The following is a 23947-nucleotide window of genomic DNA, read 5'->3' as shown; positions in this document are numbered from 1 at the left end:
ATCGGCGTCCACACACTCGGCGCATGCCTGCCGCCCCCACCGACCTGGTCGTCCTGCGCCCCGAAGGCCTGTACTGCCCGGCCGGCGATTTCCACATCGATCCGTGGCGGCCGGTGCCGTGCGCGGTCATCACCCACGGCCACGGCGACCATGCGCGCAGCGGGATGGGCGAGTACCACTGCAGCGATGCGTCGGTGCCGATCCTGCGCTGGCGGCTGGGCGAGCAGCGGGTGCATGCGCATGCCTATGGCGATGCCTTCACCCTCGGCCGTGCGCGCGTCTCGCTGCACCCGGCCGGGCATGTGCTCGGCTCGGCCCAGGTACGGATCGAGGCAGATGGCCAGGTCTGGGTCGCCTCGGGCGACTACAAGCGCCAGCCCGATCCGACCTGCGCGCCGTTCGAGCCGGTGCGCTGCGACACCTTCATCACCGAAGCCACCTTCGGCCTGCCGGTCTACCGCTGGCCGGACACGCGCGAGGTGGCCGCGGAGATCGTGCAGTGGCGGCATCAATGCGCCGCGCGTGGCGAGGCGGCGATCCTGTACTGCTACGCGCTGGGCAAGGCGCAGCGCATCCTCGCCGAACTGCTGCCGCTGGACGACCAGCCGGCGCTGCTGCACGGCGCGATCGATGCCGGCGTGCAGGTCTACCGCGAGGCCGGCATCGCGATGCTCGACACCCGCCGCGTGGCCGAGCTGCCGGCCGGCAGCGACGTCGCCGGCCAGTTGATCCTGGCGCCGCCTTCGGCCGCCGGCAGCAGCTGGCTGCGGCGCTTCCGCAGGGCGCAGCACGGCTTCGCCTCGGGCTGGATGCGGATCCGCGGCAACCGCCGCCGGCGCAATGTCGACCGCGGCTTCATCGTCTCCGACCACGCCGACTGGCCCGACCTGCTGCGCAGCATCGCCGACAGCGGCGCCCGCCGCATCATCGCCACCCACGGCAACACCGACGCGCTGATCCGCCACCTGCGCGAGCAGGGCGTGGCCGCCGAGGCGTTCCGCACCGATTACGGCGACGAGGCGCTGGCCGACACCACGCCCGCGTCCGGCGACGACGCGCAGGCGGACGGCACGCAGGCGCCGGCATGAAGCGTTTCGCCGCGCTGTACCGCGAGCTGGACCAAAGCACCGCCACCGGCGACAAGCGTGCGGCGCTGGTCGCCTATTTCCGCGATGCAGCGCCCGCCGACGCGGCCTGGGCGCTGCACCTGCTGGCCGGCGGCAAGCTCTCAGGCGCAGGCAGGAAGATCGCCGCCAGTGGCGAGCTGCGCGCGTGGATCGCGGCCGAGTCCGGCCTGCCCGACTGGCTGGTCGACGACAGCTACGAGCAGGTCGGCGACCTGGCCGAGACCGTCACCCTGCTGATGGACGAGCCCGCCGCGGCCATGCCCGACCTGCCGCTGGTGGCGTGGATCGAAGGCCGGCTGCTGCCGCTGGCCAACGCCGACGTGGACCTGCGTCGTACCGCGATCGTGCAGGCCTGGCGCACGCTGCCGTTCGACCAGCGTCTGGCGTTCAACAAGCTGCTGACCGGCGCGCTGCGGGTCGGCGTATCGCAGCGGCTGGTGCAGCAGGCGCTGGCCGAGCTGTCGGGCATCGACATCGCCCGCATCGCCCAGCGCATGCTCGGCACCTGGACGCCGAGCGTGGACTGGATGGCCGCGCTGCTGGATCCGGAGGAACGCCCGGACGATCGCCAGCAGCCGTATCCGTTCTTTCTCGCATCGCCGCTGGAAGCGACGCCGGAGACGCTCGGCGCGATCGACGACTGGCTGCTGGAATGGAAGTGGGACGGGATCCGGGTGCAGCTGCTGCGACGCGATGGCGAGGTCGCGCTGTGGTCGCGCGGCGAAGAGCGGCTGGACGGGCGCTTTCCCGAAATCGAACAGGCGGCCGCCGCGCTGCCCGATGGCACCGTGATCGACGGCGAACTGCTGGGCTGGCGCGACGGAGAAGCCGCGCCGCTGCCGTTCACCGCGCTGCAGACCCGGATCCAGCGGCGCCGGCCGGGACCGAAGACGCTGGCCGACACGCCGGTGCGCGTACTGGCCTACGACCTGCTCGAACACGCCGGACAGGACCTGCGCACGCGCCCGCAGTCGGAACGGCGCGCGCTGCTGGAGACCACCCTGGCCGCGTTCGGCGATCCGCGCATCGCACTGTCGCCGCGGGTCCAGGCCGCCAGCTGGGATGCAGCGGCGGTGCTGCGCGAAGACGCGCGCATGCGCGGTGTCGAGGGCCTGATGCTCAAGCGCGCCAGCGCGCCCTACCAGGCCGGCCGCCGCCGCGGCGACTGGTGGAAATGGAAGATCGATCCGCTGACCATCGACGCGGTGCTGCTGTATGCGCAGGCCGGCCACGGCCGCCGCAGCACGCTGTACACCGACTACACCTTCGGCCTGTGGCACGACGGCGCGCTGGTGCCGGTGGCCAAGGCCTACTCGGGGCTGGACGACGCCGAGATCCTGAAGCTGGACCGCTGGATCCGCGCGCACACGCTGGAACGCTTCGGCCCGGTGCGCTCGGTCGAGGCGGTGCAGGTGTTCGAACTCGGCTTCGAGGCGGTCAATGCCAGCAAGCGGCACAAGTCCGGTATCGCGGTGCGCTTTCCGCGCATCCTGCGCTGGCGCCACGACAAGCCGGCGGCCGAGGCCGACGCACTGGCCGCACTGCAGGCGCTGGCCCGATGAGCCGGCCGACGCTGGCCCGGCAGCGCGCCGCGCGCGCGGAACTGGGCGACTGGTTCGCCACTCAGGGCTGGACGCCGCTGCGCTTCCAGCGCGAGGTCTGGCGCCGCTACCTGGCCGGCGAATCCGGCCTGCTGCACACGCCCACCGGCAGCGGCAAGACGCTGGCGGTCTACGGCGGCCCGCTGATCGAAGCGCTGGCCACACGCGCAGTGGCCGCGCCAGCGCCATCACGCCGGCGCCGGCGCGACAGCCGCCCGCTGCGGCTGTTGTGGATCACCCCGCTGCGTGCGCTGGCCGCCGACACCGTGCGCGCCCTGCGCGCGCCGGCCGAGGCGCTGGGACTGGACTGGCAGGTCGGCCACCGCACCGGCGATGCCAGTGCGCGCGACAAGCGGCTGGCGCGCGAAGGCGGCCTGGATGCGCTGGTGACCACGCCCGAATCGCTGGCCCTGCTGCTGTCGTATCCGGACACCGCCCCGCGCCTGGCCGGGCTGGACGCGGTGGTCGTCGACGAATGGCACGAGCTGCTCGGCAACAAGCGCGGCGTGCTGCTGCAGCTGGGCCTGGCGCGGCTGCGTGCGCTGGCGCCGCGGCTGCGCATCTGGGGCCTGTCGGCCACGCTGGGCAACCTGCAGCAGGCGCGCGACGTGCTGCTGCCGCATCTGCCCGACGCCGCCATCGTCGGCGGGGTGAAGCCGCGCACGCTGACCCTGGACACGCTGCGCCCGGCCGGGCGCGAGCGCTTCCCCTGGGCCGGCCATCTCGGCCTGGCCCAGCTGTCGCGGGTGCTCGAGCGCCTGTTCGCCGCGCGCAGCAGCCTGCTGTTCGCCAACACCCGCGCCCAGGCCGAGCTCTGGTACCAGGCGCTGTCGGCGGTGTGGCCGGAGGATCCCGGCACCCTCGCCCTGCACCACGGCTCGCTGGATCCCGCGCTGCGTGCGGCCGCCGAAACCGGCCTGCGCGACGGCACGCTGCGCTGCGTGGTCGCCACCTCCAGCCTGGATCTTGGCGTGGATTTTCCGGCCGTCGACCAGGTGCTGCAGCTGGGCAGCCCGAAGGGCGTGGCGCGGCTGCTGCAGCGTGCGGGGCGCGCGCGCCATCGTCCGGGCGAGGCCGGTCACGTCACCTGCGTGCCGACCCACGCGCTGGAACTGGTCGAGTACGCCGCGGCACGACGCGCGATCGCCGCCGGCCGGATCGAGACGCGCCTGCCACCGCTGCTGTCGCTGGACGTGCTGGCCCAGCACTGCGTGAGCTGCGCGCTCGGCGGCGGCTTCGAGGCCGATGCGCTGTTCGACGAAGTCCGCGGCACGCATGCGTTCGCCGCACTGGATGCGCCGACCTGGCAGGCGGTGCTGGCCTTCATCGTGCAGGGCGGCAGCGCGCTGGCCAGCTATCCGGATTTCCACAAGGTGGTGCGCGACGACAGCGGACGCTACGTGGTGCAGGCGCGGCGCGTGGCCTTCCTGCACCGGCTGCGGATCGGCACCATCGCCAGCGACGGCAGCGTGGCGGTGCGCTTCCTGCGCGGCGGCACGCTGGGGGCGGTGGAAGAGCAGTTCGCCGGGCGCCTGCGCCGCGGCGACCGCTTCCAGTTCGCCGGCCGCCTGCTGGAGCTGGTGCGCCTGGAAGACATGACCGCCTACGTGCGCCTGGCCCGCGGCGGCGAAGGCGCGGTGCCGCGCTGGATGGGCGGGCGGATGCCGCTGTCCAGCGAACTGGCGACCGAGGTGGAAGCGCTGCTGCACGCGCCGGATGGCTCGGCCGAGCTGCAGGCGCTGGCCCCGCTGCTGGCCCTGCAGCAACGCCTGTCCGCCCTGCCCGGCCCCGGCACGCTGCTGGCCGAAACGCTGCAGGTGCGCGGCCAGCGGCATCTGTTCCTGTTCCCGTTCGGCGGTCGCCAGGTCCACGACGGCCTGGCCGCGCTGCTGGCGCTGCGCTGGGCGCGCGTGCAGCGCAACAGCTTCGCCTTCGCCGCCAACGACTACGGCCTGGTGCTGTCGCCGGCGCAGGACGCGCCCTTGGACGCCGACCTGCTGCGCGCCCTGCTCTCGCCGGAACACCTGCTGGACGACCTGCGCGAGGCGCTGAACCTCGGCGAGCTGGCGCGGCGGCGCTTCCGCGGCATCGCCCGCGTCGCCGGCCTGCTGCCACCTTCGCTACCCGGCCGCGCACTGCGCAGCACGCGTCAGCTGCAGGCCTCCAGCGGCCTGCTGTTCGACGTGCTGACCCGGCACGACCCCGGCCACCTGCTGCTGGCCCAGGCCGAGCGCGAAGTGTTCGAGGGCGAACTGGAACTGGACCGGCTGGCCGCGCTGCTGCACGACTGCGCGCGGCGCACGCTGCTGCTGCACGCGCCTGCCAGCCTGACCCCGCTCGCGTTCCCCCTGTGGGCGGACGGCCTGCGCGGGCAGCTCAGCAATGAAGACTGGAAGACCCGGGTGATGCGCGCCGCCGCGCGTCTGGAGCAGCGCCATGGCACCTGAGTTGCGGATCGCGCTGGCCGGCGAGGACGTGCTGCTGCTCGGCGCGCGTGCGCTCTACCGCCCTGACGCCCGCGCGCTGCTGATCGCCGATCTGCATCTGGGCAAGGGCGAGGCCTTCCGCCGCGCCGGCATTGCGCTGCCCAGCGGCGGCACCGCGCACGACCTGGAGCGGCTCGACGCGCTGCTGCAACGCCATCCCAGCGACACGCTGTGGATCCTGGGCGACCTGCTGCACGGCCCGGTGCCGCGCGCGCACTGGCTGGCGCACTGGCAGCGCTGGCGCGCGCGCCACGCCGCGTTGCGGATCCGGGTGCTGCGCGGCAACCACGACCGCATGCTCGATCCCACCACGCTGGGCATCGACACGATGGAGACCGAGGCCGAGGACGGACCGTTCCTGCTGCGCCACGATCCGGTCGCGCATCCGCGCCTGCACGTAGTGTGCGGCCACGTGCATCCGCAGGCGCAGCTGCCCGGCCTGCGTCGGCGCTGGCCCGCGTTCTGGCTGCGGCCGGGCATCAGCGTGCTGCCCGCGTTCTCCGCCTTCACCGCCGGCATCACCCCGAGCCTGCGCGGCGGCGAGCAGCTGGTCGCCTGCGTGGAGGGCGAGGCGGTCGCGCTGCCGGCACACGACGCGCCGAGCGGCACGGCCTCGTAGGAACCCGCGGGTGCTTGCGTCCCTTCCCCGGGAAGGGCGGCCGCCATGCATCCGTCCCAGTCAATGCATGGCCGGACATGGCTGGTCGGCGCTGCGGCACCTCCTGCAAGAGCGCCGCCGCTTGCCCGCAGCAACGTGATATCCGCTGGTGCCTGCATCCTTCCTCGAGAAGAGCGGCCGCCACGCATCCGTCCCAGTGAATGCGACCGGGCCGGGTGGTCGGCGCTGCGGCACCGCCTGCAGGAGCGCCGCCGCCTGCCCGCAGGGACGCGATGACCTTTGCAGGAGCCCGCTGGTACTTGCATCCCTTCCTCGGGAAGGGCGGCCGCCATGCAGCCGCTCCAGCCGATGCATGGCCACCGCCGGCCTCAAGCGTCCTTCCGCAGGCGACACCATGCGTTGCCGCCACCTGCAGGAGCGGCCCCAGCCGCGACCGCCATCGAACGGTGGCGGCCAATGCCTCACCAGGCAGAGTGATCGCCCACCGCCCGAATGGGGATGCAGGGACCAGCAGCTTCGCGCAGGCCGCGCAGCGTCAGCCCTGCTCGCGCCAGCCGCCGCCCAGGCTCTTGTACAGCGCGACGCGGTTGCTCTGCTCGGCCAGGCGCGTGGACACCAGCGACTGGCGGGCCGCATAGGCGCTGCGGCGCGCGTCGAGCAGGGTCACGAAGCTGTCCAGGCCGGCGTCGTAACGGGCCTGCGACAGGCGCTCGGCCTCGTTGGCGGCGTCGGCCAGGGCCCGCTGCGAGCGCACCTGGATCTCCAGCGCCTCGTGCTCGGCCAGCGCGTCGGCGACCTCGCGGAAACCGGACTGGATCGCCTTCTCGTATTGCGCCAGGGCGATGTCGCGGTCGGCGTTGGCCATGCCCAGGCCGGCGCGCAGGCGACCGCCCTGGAAGATCGGCAGGCTGATGGTGGGCACGAAGCTCCACATCCGCGTGCCGCTCTCGAACAGGCCCGACAGCTCGCCCGAGGCCGAGCCGACGCTGCCGGTCAGGCTGATCGACGGGAAGAACGCCGCGCGCGCCGCGCCGATGTTGGCGTTGGCCGCCAGCAGCTGGTGTTCGGCGGCCATGATGTCGGGGCGGCGCAGCAGCACGTCGGCCGGCAGCCCGGCCGGCAGGGCCGGCATGGCCGCGACCTGGTCGTCCAGCTGCTGCGGCAGCAGGCCCGCATCGAGCGCACCGCCGACCAGCAGCTCCAGCGCATTGAGGTCGCGCGCGACCTGGCTGGCATAGCGTGCGGTGTCGGTGCGCGCGGCCTCGACCAGGGTGCGGGTCTGCGCCAGTTCCAGCGCCGAGGTGCCGCCCAGCCGGTGCCGCGCTTCGGCCAGCCGCAGCGAGTCCTCGTGGCTGGCCAGCGTGGCCTCGGCGATCCGCAGCAGGTCCTGGTCGGCGCCCAGCATCAGCCAGGCGGTGGCGACCTCGGCCACCAGCGACAGCTGCGCGCTGCGCCGGTTCTCCTCGACCGCGAAGTACTGCTGCAGCGCGGCCTGGCTGAGATTGCGCACGCGGCCGAACAGGTCCAGCTCGAACGCGGTCACGCCGAGCCCGGCGGTGTACTGCTCGGTCGCCGGCACGTCGCCACCGACGCGCTCCATCTGCCCCTGTACCGCCAGAGACGGCAGCCGGTCGGCACGCTGGATGCGGTACTGGGCACGCGCGCGGTCGACGTTGGCCACCGCCACGCGCAGGTCGCGGTTGTGTTCCAGCGCCTGCGCGACCACCTGCTGCAGGCGCGGATCGGCGAAGGCCTCGCGCCAGCCGACGTCGGCGGCGGCCGGCACCGACGCATCGGCGTTGCCGGCCAGCGGCCACTGCGTCGGGATCGCCGGCGCGACCTCGGTCGTGCGCGGTTCGAGCATCGCGCAGCCGGACGCCAGCAGCGCGGCGGCCAGCGCGGTCATCAGCGGCTTATGCATGGGAGTCTCCTGCGGCCTTGCCATACTTGCGGCGGTTGAACACGCGCTGCACCACCACGAAGAACAGCGGGATGAAGAACACGCCCAGCAGGGTGCCGATGACCATGCCGCCGAGCACGCCGGTGCCGATCGCCTGCTGCGCGCCGGAACCGGCGCCCGAGGCGATCGCCAGCGGCAGCACGCCCAGGCCGAACGCCAGCGAGGTCATGATGATCGGACGCAGGCGGTCGCGGACCGCGTGCATCGTCGCCTCGATCAGGCCGGCGCCCTTCTCCAGGTTGGCCTTGGCGAACTCCACGATCAGGATCGCGTTCTTCGAGGTCAGGCCCACCGTGGTCAGCATCGCCACCTGGAAGTAGATGTCGCGCTCCATGCCGCGGAAGGTGTTGGCCAGCACCGCGCCGAGGATGCCCAGCGGGGCGACCAGCAGCACCGCGGTCGGCACGGTCCAGCTCTCGTAGAGCGCGGCCAGGCACAGGAACACGATCAGCAGCGACAGCGTGTACAGCAGCGGCGTCTGCGAGCCGGCCTGGCGTTCCTGGAACGACAGCGCGGTCCACTCGATCTCGAAGCCCGGCGGCAGGTCGCGCGCCAGCCGCTCGATCTCGTTCATCGCATCGCCCGAGGCCACGCCCGGGGCGGGTTCGCCCTGGATCTCCATCGCCGACACGCCGTTGTAGCGCTCCAGGCGCGGCGAGCCGTAATCCCAGTGCGTCTTGGCGAACGCGCTGAACGGCACCATCTCGCCCTGGTCGTTCTTCACCGACCACAGGTTGAAGTCGTCCGGGGTCATGCGGAACGGCGCGTCGGACTGCAGGTAGACGCGCTTGACCCGGCCGCGGTCGATGAAGTCGTCGATGTAACTGCTGCCCCACGCGGTCGACAGGGTGGTGTTGATGGTGGCGATCGACAGGCCCAGCGCCGCCGCGCGCGGCACGTCGATGTCCACGCGCAGCTGCGGGGTGTCTTCCTGCCCGTTCGGGCGCACGTTGGCCAGCAGGCCGCTCTGCCCGGCCGCGCCGAGCAGCTGGTTGCGCGCGTCCAGCAGGGCCTGGTGGCCCTGGCCGCTGTTGTCCTTCAGGAAGAAGGTGTAGCCCGAACCGATGCCCAGCTCCGGCATCGCCGGCGGCGGGAACGCGAACACGAACGCATCCTTGATGCCGCCCAGCGCCATCATCGCGCGGCCGGTGATCAGGCCCACGCCCTGGTCGTCGTTGCGCTCGCCCCAGTCCTTGAGCTTGACGAAGGCCATGCCCGCGTTCTGACCCATGCCGGCGAAGCTGAAGCCCTGCACCGAGAACACCGATTCGATCGCCTCGGCCTCGTTCTCCATGAAGTGGCGCTCGAGCTTGTCGATCGCCTCCAGCGTGCGCTCCTGGGTGGCGCCGACCGGGGTCTGCACCAGCGCCATCAGGATGCCCTGGTCCTCGTTGGGCAGGAACGCGCTGGGCAGGCGTGCGAACAGCAGGCCCATCACCACGAACAGCGCCGCGGTGATGCCCATGAAGCGCCACGGCCGCGCGATGATGCCGCGCACGCCGCGCTGGTACTGGCCGCTGGAGCGCTCGAAGCTGCGGTTGAACCAGCCGAAGAAGCGGCCGGCCGGACCGCGCGCCACGTGGTGCTCGCCCTTCTTCAAGGGCTTGAGCATGGTCGCGCACAGCGCCGGGGTCAGCACGATCGCCACCAGCACCGACAGCGCCATCGCCGACACGATCGTCGCCGAGAACTGCCGGTAGATGACGCCGGTGGCGCCGCCCATGAAGGCCATCGGCACGAACACCGCCGACAGCACCAGGCCGATGCCGACCAGCGCGCCGGTGATCTGGTCCATCGACTTGCGCGTGGCCTCCAGCGGCGACAGGCCTTCCTCGGACATGACGCGTTCGACGTTCTCGACCACGACGATGGCGTCGTCGACCAGCAGGCCGATCGCCAGCACCATCGCGAACATCGTCAGCATGTTGATCGAGAAGCCCAGCGCGGCCAGCACGCCGAACGTGCCCAGCAGCACCACCGGCACCGCGATCGTCGGGATCAGGGTGGCGCGGAAGTTCTGCAGGAACAGGTACATCACCAGGAACACCAGCACGATCGCTTCGATCAGGGTCTTGATCACGCCCTTGATCGAGACCTGCACGAACGGCGTGGTGTCGTACGGCACCACCGCTTCCAGGCCGGCCGGGAAGTTGGCCTTCAGGTCCTCCAGGGTGGCGCGCACGCCGTTGGCGGTGTCCAGCGCGTTGGCGCCGGTGGCCAGGGTGATCGCGATGCCGGTGGACGGCTTGCCGTTGTAGCGGGTGACGAAGTCGTAGCTTTCCGCGCCCAGTTCCACCCGGGCCACGTCGCCCAGGCGCAGCTCGCTGCCGTCGGCATTGGAGCGCAGCAGGATGTTGCGGAACTGTTCCGGGGTCTGCAGGCGGTCCTGCGCGTTGATCGTGGCGTTGAGCTGCTGGCCCTTCACCGACGGCGCGCCGCCGAGCTGGCCGATGGCCACCTGCGCGTTCTGCGCGGTGATCGCCGCGGCCACTTCCTCCACCGACAGCTGGTAGGTGTGCAGCTTGTTCGGATCCAGCCAGATGCGCATCGCGTACTTGCCGCCGAACACCTGGATGTTGCCCACGCCCGGCACGCGGCTGAGCGGGTCGACCAGGTTCGAGCCCACGTAGTCGGCGATGTCGTTGGCATCCATGCTGCCGTCGTTGGAGACGAAGCCGAGCACCTGCAGGAAGCCGCTGCTGGACTTGGCCACGTTGATGCCCTGCTGCTGCACCGCCTGCGGCAGCAGCGGCATCGCCAGCTGCAGCTTGTTCTGCACCTGCACCTGGGCGATGTCGGGGTTGGTGCCGCTCTGGAAGGTCAGCGTGATGGTGGCCATGCCGTTGGCCGAGCTGTTGGACGAGAAGTACATCAACCCGTCCAGGCCCTTCATGTTCTGCTCGATGATCTGCGTCACCGAGTCCTCGACCACCTTGGCCGAAGCGCCCGGATAGGTCGCGCTGATCTCGACCGCCGGCGGTGCCACTTCCGGATACATCGAGATCGGCAGCCTGAGCACCGCCAGGCCGCCGGCCAGCATGATGATGATGGCGATCACCCACGCGAAGATGGGCCGATCGATGAAGAAACGTGCCATGTGCGGGATTCCTTACTGCGCGTCGGCAGGAGCGGCAGCGGCCGGCTGCTCGACCGGGGCCGCCTCGGGGGCGCCCGCCTGGGGTGCGGCCGGCGCCTGGTCCGGCGCGGGCGCTTCGGCGCCGCGCTCGGTGGCTTCCACCGGCATGCCGGGGCCGATCTTCTGCAGGCCCTCGACGATCACGCGGTCGCCCGGCTTCAGGCCGTCCTCGACCAGCCAGCGGTCGCCGATCGCGCGGCTGACCTTGACCGGCCGCACCTGCACGGTGCCGTCCTCGCCGACCACCATCGCGCTGGTATCGCCCTTGGGATCGCGGGCGATGCCCTGCATCGGCACCAGCAGGCCTTCGTTGCGCACGCCGGAGCCGACCACCGCGCGCACGTACATGCCCGGCATCAGGATCTGCTCGGGGTTGTCCACGCGCACGCGCAGGCCGTAGCTGCCGGTGGACGGGTCGACGCTGACCTCGGAGAACTCCAGCGTGCCCTTGTGCGCGAACTCGCTGCCGTCCTCCAGCAGGATCGTCACCGGCAGGGTCTGGTTGTCCTGCAGGCGCCCGGCCGCCAGATCGCGGCGCAGCTGCAGCAGCTCGCCGGCCGACTGGCTGATGTCGACGTAGATCGGGTCCAGCTGCTGGATCGTCGCCAGCGCCTCGGCCTGGCCGGCGTTGACCAGCGCGCCCTGGGTGACCGTGGACTTGCCGATGCGGCCGGAGATCGGCGCGGTGATCCGGGCATAGCCCAGGGTCACGTTGGCGGCATCCAGCGACGCCCTGGCCGCGCCGACGTCGGCTTCGGCCTGCTTGCGCGCGGCGATCGCGTTCTCGTTGTCCTGCACGCTGACCGCGTCGACCTTGGCGAGTTCGGCGATGCGGACCGCGCTGGTCCGCGATGCCTCGGCGGTGGCCTCGGCGCGTCCGAGCTGGGCGCGGGCGCTGTTGGCCTGGGCGCGGTAGGCCGCGTCGTCCAGCTGGTACAGCGGCTGGCCGGCGGTCACGTAGCCGCCTTCGGTGAACAGGCGCTTGGCGACGATGCCGTTGACCTGCGGCCGGACCTCGGCGACCAGGAAGGCATTGGCGCGGCCGGGCAGTTCACGGGTCAGGCCGATCTGCTCGGCCTTCAGGGTGACGACGGTGACCTGGCCGGGGCCGGCCTCGGGCGGGGCCTGCTCGCCACCGCAGGCGGCAACGGCCAAGGCGATCGCCACGGACAGGGCAAGGGCGCGGAGGGGGAGTCGGGACATGACGGAGCTCTGATGGGAAAGGTGGCAATCGGGCGCGATCGTGCCGGCATCTGACGCGACGAACGTCGCGGGTGGAGATCGACACGCCCGCAACGGCCGCCAGCGAATGGCAACCGTTCAGACAGGGCGAGGAAATATACATACATGCATGTTTGTTTTGCAACGGCTACACTTCAGCCCCGTTTCACCCAGCATGTGAGCAAGCGCAAGGCGAATGGCGAGGAAGACCAAAGAAGAAGCGGCCGCGACCCGGGAGGACATCCTCGACGCCGCGCTGGCCTGCTTCCACGAGCACGGCGTGGCCGGGACGACGCTGGCGATGATCGCCAGCCGCGCCGGCTACACCCGCGGCGCCGTCTACTGGCACTTCAAGAACAAGGCCGAAGTCATCGAGGCGATGCTGGAACGCGAGCGCATGCCGTTCATCCAGCGGATGGAACGCACCTCCTCGCCGCTGCGCGACACGCCGGTCCAGGACCTGCGCATGGCGATGCTGGTGTCGCTGGGCGAGGTGGCCGACGATCCCACCCTGCGCAGCCTGCTGGAGATCATGCTGCGCCACGACCTGTCCGACGACAGCCGGACCATCACCCAGATGATGCGCGACCACGAGCGCGAGGAAATGGACATCGTCGTCCGCACGCTGCAGCGCGCGCAGGAACTGGGCCAGCTGCGCGAGGGCGTCGATACCGCGGTCGCCAGCCGCGTGCTGTCGCTGGGCATGACCGGGGTGATGTACGGCTCGATGGTCGCCCCGGAGCTGTACGAGATCCGCCGCGATGGCATGGCCATCGTCGACGCGATCCTCAGCGCCTACGTCCGGGAAGGCCTGTTCACGCCCGGCGAGATGCCCGACACCAGCGGCAGCGCCGACTGGCTGTTCTGAGCGGTTGATCGGCACGAAGCGATGCCGCGGCATCGGCATCGCACGTGATGGCAGCAGGCGCATGGCAGGGCCGGAATCCCTGCCTGCATGCGGCCCCGCCGGCGACCTGGTCCGCGCGGGACGCCGCCACGCGGACCGGCGGCTGTCAGCCCGGCCCGTCGTGCCCGGCCCGGTCGGCCAGCGCAAACGCGACCGCCGCCTCGCTGTGGATCAGCGTCGTATCGAAGCCGGGCAGCGGCAGCGCGTCCGGATCCAGGATCATGCCCAGCTCGGTGCAGCCGAGGATCACCCCGTCCGCCCCGGCATCACGTGCCTGCGCGACCAGCGCGCGCAGCGACTGCCGCGACGCATCCAGCACCCTGCCCGCGCACAGCTCCTCGAAAATGATCCGGTGCGTCTCGGCGCGCCCGGCGGCGTCGGGCAGGACGATCTCGATGTCATGACGCTGCATCCGCTGCGCGTAGAAGCCGTGTTCCATCGTGTAGCGGGTCGCCAGCAGCAGCGGCCTGCGGTGCCCCGCCGCCAGCAGCCGCTGCGCGGTCTCGTCGATGATGTGGATCAGCGGCACCGCGACCGCCGCGGCCACCTCGTCGGCGACCAGGTGCATGGTGTTGGCGCAGATCAGCACGCAGTCCGCGCCGCCGTCCTGCAGCTCGCGTGCGGCCGATGCCAGCACGGCGCCGGCGCCGGTCCAGTCGCCCGCGCGCTGCAGCGCGACGATGGGCTGGAAGTCGAGCGAACGCAGCAGCAGCTGCGCCGAATGCAGGCCACCGAGCCGTGCGCGCACGGCCTCGTTGATCTGCCGGTAGTAGATGGCGGTGGCTTCGAAGCTCATGCCGCCGATCAGGCCGATGGTGCGCATGGAATGTCCCTGGCTCACGGATGGCGGGGGCGAACCTCGCGGCTCGCCGCAATGGAGCGCAGGCGATTCTAGCCTCGTGCCGGCGGCACGGGCAGGACATCGCGCCCCATCCGCGAAGACCAGCACCATGCAGAGGTCATCGTGGCGGGGCGTCAGGGCAGACGCTGGGTGATGAAGTTGACGGTCTGCTCCATCGTCGCCGGGTCCTGGTTGCTCAGCCCGATCACGACATGGCCGGTGGCCGGCCGCACGTTGAGCACCGCGTTGGCGCCTGGCGCGCCGCCTTCGTGGCCGTACTGGCGTTGCGCGCCGTCGCCACCGACAAGGAAGCCGAAGCCGTACCACCCCTTCGTGTTCTGCGGTTGCGTCGCCATCCGCAGCGACGCCTCCGAAAGCAGCCTGCCATCGGCCAGCGCCGCCGCGAAGCGCATCAGGTCGCCCGCCGTGGTGTAACCGCCTCCGGCAGCGGTACCGCGCCAGGGCAGCGACGCGGTTTCCCGCACCCAGCGCCCGTCCACTCGGGTGTATGCATGCGCCCGCCCCGGGACCTCGACCGACTCCGGCTCGGCACCGGTGGCGCCCATGCCCGCCGGATCGAAAATGTGGTGGGCGACGTAATCGTAGTAGCTCTGCCCGCTGACCGCCTCGATCACCGAGCCCAGCAGAATGTACCCGTAGTTCGAGTATCCGTCGTCGCTGCCCGGCGCGAATGCCAGCGGCGCGGGCGCATACACGGGCCAGTAGTCGCGATGGGTTCGCAATGTGCTGGAGATGGCGCTGAAACGCGCGTCGAACACCTCGCCGGTGCCGCCGGTGTGGCTCAGCAGGTGCCGCAGGGTAACCGCATCGGCCACTGCACGGTTCGGATAATCGGGCAGATACGTCGACAACGGCGCATCGAGTTCCAGCCGGCCTGCCTCCACCAACTGCAGTACCGCGACGGCGGTAAACATCTTGCCCAGCGAGGCGAAGCGGAACCGGGTCTCCGCAGAGACCGGGACCGAGGCCTCGCGGTCGGCCAGGCCGCCGTGCCACGCGAACAGCGGTCTGCCCGCATGGGCCAGCAGAAAGCTGCCGGACAACCGGTCTTCCGCGGCAAGTGCATCGAGCCGCCGTCTCGCCTCCTCCACCAGCGCGTCCATCGGCATCGGTCTCGGGCGGAACGCCTCAGGCATCGGCACGCCCTCGAAGCGCATGCCAGAAAGCCTCAACACCTTCGCCTGTTCGATCCCGATCGTGGCCAGCAGGGCGCGCCCCCACTCCGAGACGAGCACGACCGTGATTCCGGTGGGCGTTTCGGCACGTACTTCCGCCAGCTGCAGGCGGCCGAAGCTTTCACGGAACTCGAGGTCGTCTTCGACATCCGTGGTGACGCCGTACGCCGCATTGAACGCGGCAAGCAGCTCGCGTTCGCCAGCGTTGTGGGCGGCGAGCCAGCGATCGAAGACCTGCCTTGCCGGAGCGGACGGCAGGTCGGTGCCGGCCCGGGCACCGAAGGAGATCATGAGCACCACGACCGCGAGGATTCTCAGCATGTCCTTCCTTCATCTCTCTGACAGACGCAGCCATCGCTGCTGATACCGGACGTACGCGCCGCGTGGCCAGCAGTGCGCCACCATGCGCTGCACACGGGTCCGCACAATCGCCGCAACACGCAGCACATCACGGGCACCGGATCCTAGCGCCGCAACGATGCACCGCAGCGACACTCGACGTGCCCCGTCGCCGTCACGACGATCCGTCCCGCTGCAGCGACGTCTGGTCACGCGTCAGCGGGAATCGACCGGAAATCCACGCGTGGGCTTGACGCTTCAGATCATCCGATGAGCGCAGATGGCACGCGACTTCAGCCCGGTCGCATCCTGTGGCCGACCCGCCATCGGCAACACTCGCATCGCATCGACATGCGATCGCGCATGCTGTGGCCTCCACACGCAACGATGGAGGACGGCCGATGAGGATTTCCCCGGCACAGGCGGCACTGCTGACCGCACGCGAACGGCAGTTGCTGGAAACGACCGGTCCCTACGAAGTGAAACAGCTGGTCACCCTGATCAAGCGCACGCGCGAACTGCGCGACAAGCAGCGCGACCTGGCGCAGCGGCACCGCATCGCGGCGACCCAGCGCAGCCAGTCCAAGGCATCGGCCGTGGTCGCGCGCACGTTGAAGAAGGAGGCGCTGTTCGAACGCGCCCTGCTTCACTACGAAGCGCAGCTGGAGAAGATCAACCGCGAGTGCAGCTCGGCGATGAGCGAACTGCGCATCGGCACGTCCACGCGCAAGACCGCCCGGACGAGCAGGACGACGAAGACGGGCACCGCCCGCAAGGCAAGCAAGGCGACAAAGACCACGCGCGCGAAGACGGCGGCCAAGGCGCGCAGCGGCACCACGACCAAGGCGGTGAGCAAGGCGCGGCAACGGCGCGCCGGCAAGGCCGAAGCCAGGACCCAGGCCGCGTTCCGCTGACGCGGAAACGCCCAGGCGCTGCGATCGCCCTGCGACGCCTCATCGAACTGGAAGCGTTCGATCCGGAACGGCCGACCCGCAGGACGCCGGCGAAGATGCGACCGCGATCTTCGCTGGCGTCCGGGCCACGCCCGCAGCGCCGCGGTTTCCCCACGACAAACGAAGAACGCCCCATGCACTGCATGGGGCGTTCTTCGTTTCCGTCCGCGATCGATGCCGGACCTGCACGTCCGGTGCTGCGCGGGGCAGCATCGGGCGGCGCAGGCGCGGGTGTTTCCACGGGGCCATCCGTGGGACACCCTGGCGCCGGGCCCAGCGCGGCGCGATGCCGCGCTGGGCGGGCTCAGAGGATGTAGCGGCTCAGGTCCGGATCCTGCACCAGCTCGCCCAGGTGCGCGTCGACATAGACCTGGTCGACCGTCACCGATTGCCCGTCGCGGTCGGGTGCCTCGTAGCTGAGCGTGTCCAGCAGCCGCTCGAGCACGGTGTGCAGACGGCGTGCGCCGATGTTCTCCTGGCGCTCGTTGACCTGCGCGGCGATCTCGGCGAGCCGGTCGACCGCATCGGCGGTGAACTGCAGGCCCACGCCCTCGGTCTGCATCAGCTCGACGTACTGGCGGGTCAGCGAAGCCTTGGGCTCGGTCAGGATGCGCTTGAAATCGTCCTTGCTCAGCGCGCCCAGTTCGACCCGGATCGGGAAGCGGCCCTGCAGCTCCGGGATCAGGTCCGAGGGCTTGGCCAGGTGGAACGCACCGGAGGCGATGAACAGGATGTGGTCGGTCTTGACCGTGCCGTACTTGGTCGACACGTTCGAGCCCTCGACCAGCGGCAGCAGGTCGCGCTGCACGCCCTCGCGGCTGACGTCGCCGCCGGACACGCCGGCGTCGCTGCGCTTGGCGACCTTGTCGATCTCGTCGATGAAGACGATGCCGTGCTGCTCGCAGGCCTCGATCGCGGCCGCGCGGATGTCCTCCTCGTTGACCAGCTTGCCGGCCTCCTCCTCGACCAGCTGCGGGCGCGCCGCCTTGATCGTGACGGTGCGCTTGTGGGTCTTGGCGCCGCCGAGGCTGGAGAACATCTGGCGCAGCTGCTGGCCCATTTCCTCCATGCCCGGCGGGGTCATGATGTCGACGCCACCGACGTTGGCCGACAGCTCCAGTTCGATCTCGCGCTCGTCCAGCTCGCCGGCGCGCAGCATGCGGCGGAACTTGGCGCGGGTGCTGTCTTCCGGGCCGGACACCTGCACCGACGACGGCTCGTTGCGCGCGGCTTCCACGTCGAAGCCGATGCCGCCGCTGCGACGCGGCAGCAGCGCATCGAGGATGCGGTCTTCGGCGCGTTCCTCGGCCTGCAGGCGCACGCGGGTCTTGGCCTGCTCGCGGTACATCTTGACCGCGGTGTCGGCCAGGTCGCGCACGATCTGCTCGACGTCCTTGCCGACGTAGCCGACCTCGGTGAAGCGCGTGGCCTCGACCTTGACGAACGGCGCGTTGGCCAGCGTCGCCAGGCGACGGGCGATCTCGGTCTTGCCGACGCCGGTCGGGCCGATCATCAGGATGTTCTTCGGCATCACTTCGTTGCGCAGCTCCGGTGCCAGCTGCATGCGGCGCCAGCGGTTGCGCAGCGCGATGGCGACCGCGCGCTTGGCGGAGTGCTGGCCGACGATGTGACGGTCGAGTTCCTGCACGATCTCGCGCGGCGTCATGGTGGAGGAGATGTTTTCGGTCATGGGTGTCTTCGCATGGCGGAGGTGGTGTCCTTCCCCGGCAGAGGGAGAAGGTGCCCGGAGGGCGGACGAGGCCGGGCAGCGGCCGGCACGCTCATCCCAGCCCCTCTTCCGTGTGCGGAAGAGGGGCGCGATCTCAGAGTTCTTCGACGACGACGTTGCGGTTGGTGTAGATGCAGATGTCGCCAGCGATGCCGATCGACTCGGTCGCGATCGTCTTCGCATCCAGCTCGGTGTGCGCCAGCAGCGCGCGTGCGGCCGACAGCGCGTAGCTGCCGCCGGAACCAATGGCGATGATGCCGTCCTCCGGCTCGATCACGTCGCCGGTGCCGCTGATCACCAGCGAGGTCTCCCTGTCGGCCACCGCCAGCAGCGCCTCGAGCTTGCCGAGGCGACGCTCGGTGCGCCAGTCCTTGGCCAGCTCCACCGCGGCGCGGGTCAGCTGGCCGTGCTTCTCGAGCTTGGCTTCGAACAGTTCGAACAGGGTGAACGCGTCGGCCGCCGCACCGGCGAAACCGGCCAGCACCTGGCCCTCGCGCCCCAGCCGGCGCACCTTGCGCGCATTGCCCTTCATCACGGTGTGGCCGAGGGTGACCTGGCCGTCTCCGGCGATGGCCACCTTGTCGCCGCGGCGCACGCAGACGATGGTGGTGGCGTGGAACACGTTGGGGTTCTGACTGGGGTCCATGCGGCCTCCGGGAAACTGTTCACCGGACATGGGGACAGCCCCATCAGCGATCAAGCCTGTGGCGCAGCGGGCCGCGCCGGCCATCGTTCAGGCACGCTCGGCCTCGCAGGCGAAACACCCGCGCCGTGCATTGTGCAGGTGGACGCGGACGATGCCATCGCGCCGGAACGCCTGCTCCAGCCACCCGGCGACCGCCTCGCCGGCGCAGACCTCCGCGTCGACCATCAGCGCCGCCGTGTCGTAGGCGCGCAGCGAGATCAGCCGGCGCGAGACGCTGTCGGGCACGACACCCGGCGCGAGCACGCACCGCTGCGCACCGCGCCGAACGAAGACCGGCCCGCCGGCACGATACGGCGAGGGCCCGGGCAGGTGCTCCCAGTGCAGCAGCAGCAGTTCTTCACCACGGCGGGCGTCCTCCAGCGACACCCGGCACGGGAAGCCATGGTCCGAATCGGCGATGCAGCGCCGGGCGCCACGCGCGGCAAGCGCGTCGGCGTCCAGGTGGAACAGCGATGCGAACGGCGCGGGATCGAGACCGGAAAGACGGAAGCTGGACATGGACGGGCTGCCTGGAGGGGACGCGCCCACGATGCGGGTCCGGGCGGAGCGGCGCTCGCCGGTTCCGGACATCGCACTCCGCTGACCGGGCATGGCGGCGCATGCACGCCGCGGTGCGCGCTCCGGGGCGGCCCAGGCATGCCTCCGGCCGGGTCAGGACGACGACTTCGCGTGCGCCGGCCGCTCCGGTTCCGGCTCGATGCCCCACGCGAGGTACCAGTCCTCGCCCTGGCTTTCGGCCGGATGCATGGTGCGCCCCGATCCATTGCCGCAGGCCAGCGCGTTCGCGGCGCAGTAGCGGTCGCAACCCCAGCAGATGCGCTCGGGATGCTTCGGATTCAACGGGAAGGGCTTGGCCATCGCATCACCATGTCGACTGGATGTTCCACAGTCTGACCGCGGGCAGAACCCACCGCCCTGATTCAACGCAAGCGATGAAGCGGCTGCAAGCAACATCCCGGCGTTGGCCGCAGCCAGTTCGTGACGAACACCTGAAGGCAGCCGAGCTCACCGCTCACGTAGCAGACGGGAGCCGGATACAGCCTGCATGCCCACTGCCGGATTCGATGCTGCCCAGCAGATGCAGTGCCTCGGCATCCTCACGCATGATCCGATAGCGCCCCTGCGCGAGCCGCAGCCGTGCACGGGTGGCGCCAGCCGGAATCACGACCTGGTCCGCTGCGATGGCGGCGTCGCCCGACTGCGCATGGAACGCGCGCAGCAGCGTATCCTGCGCCTGCGCCGCGATGCAGACATCGTGCAGTACACCGCGATCGGCTTCGATGGCGGCGATCGATGCGGGCGGATGCAACACGACGATGTCGGCGCCAGCCCCGCCCGATGGTCGTCCGTCGCGCATCGGTGTGACGGCGACGGATGCATCGAATGGCCACATGGCCTCCATCCCTGCGCAGGCAGTCGCCGCCTGGGCGATGGTCAACGGATCGATACCGGTCATGCGTTTCAACCGGGCGGCCATCCAGCCGGCGCTTTCGTCTTCGGAGATGTGCGAGCCACCCGCGTATACCAGCAGCCGGCGCCTGGGATGCCGCTCCAGCCAGTCGGCCAGTGCACGGGCCTGCCCCTCCTCACGCTGCTCCCGCTCAGTGGAAGCCGCTTCGTACGCAACGAACTCCCAACCCATCACGCGTGCCCGCCGCAGCACCGTGGCGAACGCAGGGTCGGCGGTGTAGAACCCGATCCGCACATCCGGATCACCGTCCGCCAGCAAGGCAGGCGCATCGGCCTCGAACGCTTCGGCTGCCAGCGCATCGAATCCCAGCGCGCCGAGCGCTTCCAGCACCCGGCCAAGAAACAGCCGATGGGTGCGGCTGAAGTGCGATTCGTTGAGCATCACGACTTGTGCGCCGCGGGCGGCAGCGACGATCTCCCGCAGGGCATCATCATGCGACATGCCTGCATCGATCCGCGGCGGACGCGTGGACAGCAGACGACATGCCGGGCCCGCATCCCCGACGATCACCGACAGCTGTGCCACAGCCTGCTCCTGGCCGGGAAGCGTGCCGAGCACCTGCAGCGCCTGCCAAGGGCGATTGCGCAGCATGTCGCCGTACCAGCCGCCCGCCGGCTGCGCGACCGCCATCACTGGCAGCAGTAGACATGCGGCCACGATGCTGCGAACCAGAGTTCGGTGTGCACTGCGCCTCATGTCACCGCCGCAGTCATGCATCGCCCGGCTTCCTCTTCGCCCGCGGGTGCGCCGCGTCGTAGACCTTGGCCAGGTGCTGGAAGTCCAGGTGGGTGTAGATCTGGGTGGTGGCGATGTCGGCGTGGCCGAGCAGTTCCTGCACGCCGCGCAGGTCGCCGGAGGATTCGAGCACGTGGCTGGCGAAGCTGTGCCGCAGCATGTGCGGGTGCACGTGCTTGAACAGGCCCTGGCGCGCGGCCAGCTGGCGGATGCGGATCTGCACCGCACGCTGGCTGATCGCGCCGCCACCGCGTCCGGGGAACACGTGCGTGTCGGCATCGGCGCCGGTCGACGCACGCCATTCCTCCAGCGCGCGCCGCGCATGCGATCCGACCGGCACGCTGCGCTGGCGGCTGCCCTTGCCGAGCACGGTGACCAGGCCATCGGCCAGCTGCAGGTCGCGCCAGCGCAGCGCGCACAGTTCGCTCAGGCGCAGGCCGGAGGAGTAGAACAGTTCCAGCAGCGCGCGGTCGCGCAGGCCCAGCGGCGCGTCGGTCGCCACCTCGACCAGGCGCACGGCCTCGTCGACGTCGAGCACCTGCGGCAGCTTGCGCGGCGCTTTCGGTGCGCGCAGGCCGGCGGTGGGGCTGGCGGCGATCCGCCCGTGCTTCAGCAGCCACGCATAGAAACTGCGGCAGGCCGACAAGCGCCGCTGCAGGCTCTTGGGCGAAAGTCCGCGGCGGTGTTCGGCGGCGACGAAATCACGCAGCTGCGCCGGCTGCAGCGCATCGACGTCATCCGCGCCGTGTGCCTGCGCCCAGCCCTGCAGCGCGGCCAGATCGCGCCGGTAGGCGTCCAGCGTATGCGCCGACATCGCCCGCTCGACCTGCAGATGCTGGAGAAACGCTTCGATGCTGCCCATGGCTGGCGCGGAAGGATGCCGTGATACGCGTTGCCGGCATGATGCCGGCGTTTGAGCGCTGGTGCGAGCCCGCGCCGGGACTGCCAGGACGCACGCGGCCCTGCCTGCGCACCACGCCGCAATGCACACGACGCGGTCCGCGCCGGGGCTGCAGTCGCGTGCCGGTTTCCCATGCCAAAGGCCCGCCCGGCCGGCACGCGCGCAGGATCGCCATGCCAGCGGTGGAAAGACCGCGATGGCCGGAACGTCAGGGACATCCACCGTCGACACGCTGGCGCTGCGCAGGACGCAGCGGCACCGTCGGCGAGATGGCAGGTCGAGGGACGTCGCGCCGTGCAGCCCTTCACGGATCACGCGTGATCCGGTCGCGCGGCGCCCGGGCCGACAGCCGGAACCCGCGTGCAGGACCATCGCCGGCATGCGGCGCGAGCCACGCACCAGCCACGCGCCGCGCACCGGTCACCTGCCGCACCGGTGCGACGCATGGCACCGCAGCGTGGAGCCAGCGCCCCCCCACTGGTGGCAAGGACGCGGACCGCCGCGTGACTCAGTCGTCGAAACGCTGCAGCGCCACCACCAGCGCCTCGCCCATCATCCGCAGGAACAGCGTGCCCATGCCGGGATAGAAGCGGTTCGCGTCGTGACTGCCGACCGCGACCAGGCCGACGCCGGGCAACGGCAGCAAGGCGCTCGACTGCACCTCGCCCTCGCGCGGGCCGTACAGCAGCGCATTCTTCTCCGCACGCAGGCGGCCGCACAGCGGCTCGCCGTCACGCAGCGCATCGCGGAACGGCTGCAGGCGCGCGTCGTCTTCGGCGATCACCTGCAGCCAGTCGGCGTCATCGCTGCCGGCCGCCGGCTGGAACATGAGGATCCGGACCAGGTCGCCATCGAAATCCTCGGCGAGCGTCGCAGCCATCGCACGCAGGGTGTCGGCACGGCTGCGCTGGCGCAGCAGCGCCAGGGTCAGCTGCTGGGTGCGCACGGCCAGCCGCTCGTTGACCTGGGCGTTGGCGGACAGGTCGCCCAGACGCCGCGACAGCTCGCGGTTCTTGTCGCGCAGCACGTCGAGCTGGTAGCTGGCCAGCGACGCGGCACGGCCGTCGTCGCGCGGCACCACCAGGCTCAGGGCCAGGTCGGGGAACTGCTTGAGGAAGCCCGGATGCCGGCGCAGCCAGGCCGCCACCTCGTGCGCGCCCGGCGCGTCCCTGTCCTTGCTCTCGCTCATGCCTGCCAGTTCCCCTCGAAAACGAATGCGGTCGGTCCGGCCATGATGACCTGCGCGTCGTCGTCGGACCACCCGATGTGCAGTTCCCCGCCCGGCAGCGCGACCGTGGCCGCGCGCGCCAGGCGACCACGCCGGATCAGCGCGACCACCGCGGCGCAGGCGCCGCTGCCGCAGGCCAGGGTCTCGCCGACGCCCCGCTCGTAGACGCGCAGCCGGATGCGGTCGTCCGCCAGCACCTGGGCGAATCCGACGTTGCAGGAGTCCGGGAACGCGGGCGAACGCTGCAGCGCGGCACCGAGCGTGACGACATCGACCGCATCGACATCGTCGACCTCGATCACCGCGTGCGGGTTGCCCATCGAGACCGCGCCGAACACCACGCGCCGGCCGTCGATCTCCAGCTCGTACTCGCGCTGGGCGGCGTCGAAGCCCAGCAGTGGCACCTGCGCCGGCAGCAGCCGGGGTGCGCCCATCGCGATGGCGTAGCGGCCGTCGCCGAGGCGGGTGACCGCATGGGTGTCGCCGGGGCTGTCGACGATGAAGCGCTCGCCGGTGGCGGCGCCATCGCGCACCAGCCAGGCGGCGACGCAGCGCGCACCGTTGCCGCACTGGCCCGCGGCGCTGCCGTCGGAGTTCCAGATGCCGTAGGCGGCCACCGCCTGCGCACTGCGCGGATGCTCGATGGTCAGGATCTGGTCGCAGCCGACGCCGCGATGGCGGTCGGCCAGGGCCGCCGCGAGTGCCGCATCGGGAGGCGGCATGCCGTCGCGCAGGTCGAGCACGACGAAGTCGTTGCCGGCCCCGTGCATCTTGCTGAACTGCATCGGGAT

At 70.9% G+C, this 23947-nt stretch carries 19 protein-coding genes; 6 read left to right on the top strand and 13 right to left on the bottom strand.

Features of this window, described 5'->3' with window-relative positions; translation table 11 throughout:
* The first annotated feature begins 23 nt into the window (after nt 1-23).
* From IB242_RS15060 to pdeM, 4 genes are read left to right on the top strand one after another with little or no spacing between them, the layout of a single operon-like run.
* Nucleotides 24-1088 carry a ligase-associated DNA damage response exonuclease gene (locus IB242_RS15060; RefSeq protein ID WP_192281192.1) on the top strand — a complete coding sequence of 355 codons (1065 nt, stop codon included), beginning with the start codon at nt 24-26 and terminating at the stop codon, nt 1086-1088.
* On the top strand, nt 1085-2689 hold the full coding sequence (locus IB242_RS15055) for an ATP-dependent DNA ligase (protein ID WP_192281189.1): 1605 nt from the start codon (nt 1085-1087) through the stop codon (nt 2687-2689). Before IB242_RS15060 ends, IB242_RS15055 begins: the two co-directional genes overlap by 4 nt.
* On the top strand, nt 2686-5175 hold the full coding sequence (locus tag IB242_RS15050; RefSeq protein WP_192281186.1) for a ligase-associated DNA damage response DEXH box helicase: 2490 nt from the start codon (nt 2686-2688) through the stop codon (nt 5173-5175). The genes IB242_RS15055 and IB242_RS15050 overlap by 4 nt, the downstream gene beginning before the upstream one ends.
* Entirely contained in the window at nt 5165-5833 is a 669-nt protein-coding gene (pdeM, locus tag IB242_RS15045) for a ligase-associated DNA damage response endonuclease PdeM (protein WP_192281183.1), read from the top strand. The genes IB242_RS15050 and pdeM overlap by 11 nt, the downstream gene beginning before the upstream one ends.
* Before the next feature lie 535 nt (nt 5834-6368).
* On the opposite strand, the gene IB242_RS15040 is transcribed toward pdeM, so the two are convergent.
* The 3 genes from IB242_RS15040 to IB242_RS15030 are packed head-to-tail and all read right to left on the bottom strand — an operon-like array spanning nt 6369 to nt 12132.
* Nucleotides 6369-7754 (bottom strand): efflux transporter outer membrane subunit, encoded by a 1386-nt coding sequence (locus tag IB242_RS15040; RefSeq protein ID WP_192281180.1) that lies wholly within the window; start codon nt 7752-7754, stop codon nt 6369-6371.
* On the bottom strand, nt 7747-10890 hold the full coding sequence (gene smeE / locus IB242_RS15035; protein WP_192281177.1) for a multidrug efflux RND transporter permease subunit SmeE: 3144 nt from the start codon (nt 10888-10890) through the stop codon (nt 7747-7749). Before smeE ends, IB242_RS15040 begins: the two co-directional genes overlap by 8 nt.
* Nucleotides 10891-10902: 12 nt before the next feature.
* A complete protein-coding gene (locus IB242_RS15030; RefSeq protein WP_192281175.1) occupies nt 10903-12132 on the bottom strand; it encodes an efflux RND transporter periplasmic adaptor subunit in 1230 nt (409 codons plus the stop codon).
* Between the two features lie 214 nt (nt 12133-12346).
* Between IB242_RS15030 and IB242_RS15025 the strand changes: the two genes are divergently transcribed.
* The gene (locus tag IB242_RS15025) at nt 12347-13018 is read left to right on the top strand and encodes a TetR family transcriptional regulator (protein ID WP_192281173.1); all 672 of its coding nucleotides are present in this window, start codon (nt 12347-12349) and stop codon (nt 13016-13018) included.
* A 145-nt stretch (nt 13019-13163) separates the two neighbouring features.
* On the opposite strand, the gene IB242_RS15020 is transcribed toward IB242_RS15025, so the two are convergent.
* Nucleotides 13164-13880, bottom strand: a complete 717-nt coding sequence (locus IB242_RS15020; protein ID WP_192281170.1) for an aspartate/glutamate racemase family protein — start codon at nt 13878-13880, stop codon at nt 13164-13166.
* A 152-nt stretch (nt 13881-14032) separates the two neighbouring features.
* Nucleotides 14033-15415 carry a serine hydrolase domain-containing protein gene (locus tag IB242_RS15015; protein WP_225540692.1) on the bottom strand — a complete coding sequence of 461 codons (1383 nt, stop codon included), beginning with the start codon at nt 15413-15415 and terminating at the stop codon, nt 14033-14035.
* A 419-nt stretch (nt 15416-15834) separates the two neighbouring features.
* Between IB242_RS15015 and IB242_RS15010 the strand changes: the two genes are divergently transcribed.
* Complete coding sequence (locus IB242_RS15010) at nt 15835-16347, top strand: hypothetical protein (protein ID WP_192281167.1); 513 nt, start codon at nt 15835-15837, stop codon at nt 16345-16347.
* Between the two features lie 343 nt (nt 16348-16690).
* Here IB242_RS15010 and hslU read toward each other — a convergent pair whose 3' ends face one another.
* From hslU to dapF, 8 genes are all read right to left on the bottom strand, one after another.
* Nucleotides 16691-18076, bottom strand: coding sequence for an ATP-dependent protease ATPase subunit HslU (hslU, locus tag IB242_RS15005; protein WP_192281163.1), 1386 nt, complete (start codon nt 18074-18076; stop codon nt 16691-16693).
* A gap of 133 nt (nt 18077-18209) precedes the next feature.
* Nucleotides 18210-18761 (bottom strand): ATP-dependent protease subunit HslV, encoded by a 552-nt coding sequence (hslV, locus tag IB242_RS15000; RefSeq protein ID WP_192281160.1) that lies wholly within the window; start codon nt 18759-18761, stop codon nt 18210-18212.
* 87 nt (nt 18762-18848) lie between these two features.
* Nucleotides 18849-19319 carry a DUF1203 domain-containing protein gene (locus tag IB242_RS14995; RefSeq protein ID WP_192281158.1) on the bottom strand — a complete coding sequence of 157 codons (471 nt, stop codon included), beginning with the start codon at nt 19317-19319 and terminating at the stop codon, nt 18849-18851.
* 153 nt (nt 19320-19472) lie between these two features.
* Nucleotides 19473-19679, bottom strand: coding sequence for a DUF3079 domain-containing protein (locus IB242_RS14990; protein WP_192281155.1), 207 nt, complete (start codon nt 19677-19679; stop codon nt 19473-19475).
* Between the two features lie 154 nt (nt 19680-19833).
* Nucleotides 19834-20922: a hypothetical protein gene (locus tag IB242_RS14985; RefSeq protein ID WP_192281152.1), complete on the bottom strand. Its 1089-nt coding sequence runs from the start codon at nt 20920-20922 to the stop codon at nt 19834-19836.
* 79 nt (nt 20923-21001) lie between these two features.
* Nucleotides 21002-21889, bottom strand: a complete 888-nt coding sequence (gene xerC / locus IB242_RS14980) for a tyrosine recombinase XerC (protein ID WP_192281149.1) — start codon at nt 21887-21889, stop codon at nt 21002-21004.
* 547 nt (nt 21890-22436) lie between these two features.
* Nucleotides 22437-23117, bottom strand: a complete 681-nt coding sequence (locus IB242_RS14975; RefSeq protein WP_192281145.1) for a DUF484 family protein — start codon at nt 23115-23117, stop codon at nt 22437-22439.
* Nucleotides 23114-23941 carry a diaminopimelate epimerase gene (gene dapF / locus IB242_RS14970; protein ID WP_225540690.1) on the bottom strand — a complete coding sequence of 276 codons (828 nt, stop codon included), beginning with the start codon at nt 23939-23941 and terminating at the stop codon, nt 23114-23116. The genes IB242_RS14975 and dapF overlap by 4 nt, the downstream gene beginning before the upstream one ends.
* Nucleotides 23942-23947 lie beyond the last annotated feature (6 nt).

Origin of the sequence: Xanthomonas sp. XNM01 (genome assembly GCF_014851915.1) — a bacterium.
Lineage (GTDB): Bacteria > Pseudomonadota > Gammaproteobacteria > Xanthomonadales > Xanthomonadaceae > Pseudoxanthomonas.
The sequence above is the reverse complement of the archived record's forward strand: the minus strand, read 5'-3'. Positions and strand labels throughout refer to the sequence as shown.

Bases quoted from the DNA above. Each gene is read 5' to 3' on its own strand.
- IB242_RS15040 (WP_192281180.1), bottom strand. From the start codon at position 7,754: ATGCATAAGCCGCTGATGACCGCGCTGGCCGCCGCGCTGCTGGCGTCC.
- IB242_RS14985 (WP_192281152.1), bottom strand. From the start codon at position 20,922: ATGGCGGTCGCGCAGCCGGCGGGCGGCTGGTACGGCGACATGCTGCGC.
- xerC (WP_192281149.1), bottom strand. From the start codon at position 21,889: ATGGGCAGCATCGAAGCGTTTCTCCAGCATCTGCAGGTCGAGCGGGCG.
- IB242_RS14995 (WP_192281158.1), bottom strand. From the start codon at position 19,319: ATGTCCAGCTTCCGTCTTTCCGGTCTCGATCCCGCGCCGTTCGCATCG.
- IB242_RS15010 (WP_192281167.1), top strand. From the start codon at position 15,835: ATGAGGATTTCCCCGGCACAGGCGGCACTGCTGACCGCACGCGAACGG.
- IB242_RS15020 (WP_192281170.1), bottom strand. From the start codon at position 13,880: ATGCGCACCATCGGCCTGATCGGCGGCATGAGCTTCGAAGCCACCGCC.
- dapF (WP_225540690.1), bottom strand. From the start codon at position 23,941: ATGCAGTTCAGCAAGATGCACGGGGCCGGCAACGACTTCGTCGTGCTC.
- hslU (WP_192281163.1), bottom strand. From the start codon at position 18,076: ATGACCGAAAACATCTCCTCCACCATGACGCCGCGCGAGATCGTGCAG.
- IB242_RS15025 (WP_192281173.1), top strand. From the start codon at position 12,347: ATGGCGAGGAAGACCAAAGAAGAAGCGGCCGCGACCCGGGAGGACATC.
- pdeM (WP_192281183.1), top strand. From the start codon at position 5,165: ATGGCACCTGAGTTGCGGATCGCGCTGGCCGGCGAGGACGTGCTGCTG.
- IB242_RS14990 (WP_192281155.1), bottom strand. From the start codon at position 19,679: ATGGCCAAGCCCTTCCCGTTGAATCCGAAGCATCCCGAGCGCATCTGC.
- hslV (WP_192281160.1), bottom strand. From the start codon at position 18,761: ATGGACCCCAGTCAGAACCCCAACGTGTTCCACGCCACCACCATCGTC.
- smeE (WP_192281177.1), bottom strand. From the start codon at position 10,890: ATGGCACGTTTCTTCATCGATCGGCCCATCTTCGCGTGGGTGATCGCC.
- IB242_RS14975 (WP_192281145.1), bottom strand. From the start codon at position 23,117: ATGAGCGAGAGCAAGGACAGGGACGCGCCGGGCGCGCACGAGGTGGCG.
- IB242_RS15015 (WP_225540692.1), bottom strand. From the start codon at position 15,415: ATGCTGAGAATCCTCGCGGTCGTGGTGCTCATGATCTCCTTCGGTGCC.
- IB242_RS15050 (WP_192281186.1), top strand. From the start codon at position 2,686: ATGAGCCGGCCGACGCTGGCCCGGCAGCGCGCCGCGCGCGCGGAACTG.
- IB242_RS15060 (WP_192281192.1), top strand. From the start codon at position 24: ATGCCTGCCGCCCCCACCGACCTGGTCGTCCTGCGCCCCGAAGGCCTG.
- IB242_RS15055 (WP_192281189.1), top strand. From the start codon at position 1,085: ATGAAGCGTTTCGCCGCGCTGTACCGCGAGCTGGACCAAAGCACCGCC.
- IB242_RS15030 (WP_192281175.1), bottom strand. From the start codon at position 12,132: ATGTCCCGACTCCCCCTCCGCGCCCTTGCCCTGTCCGTGGCGATCGCC.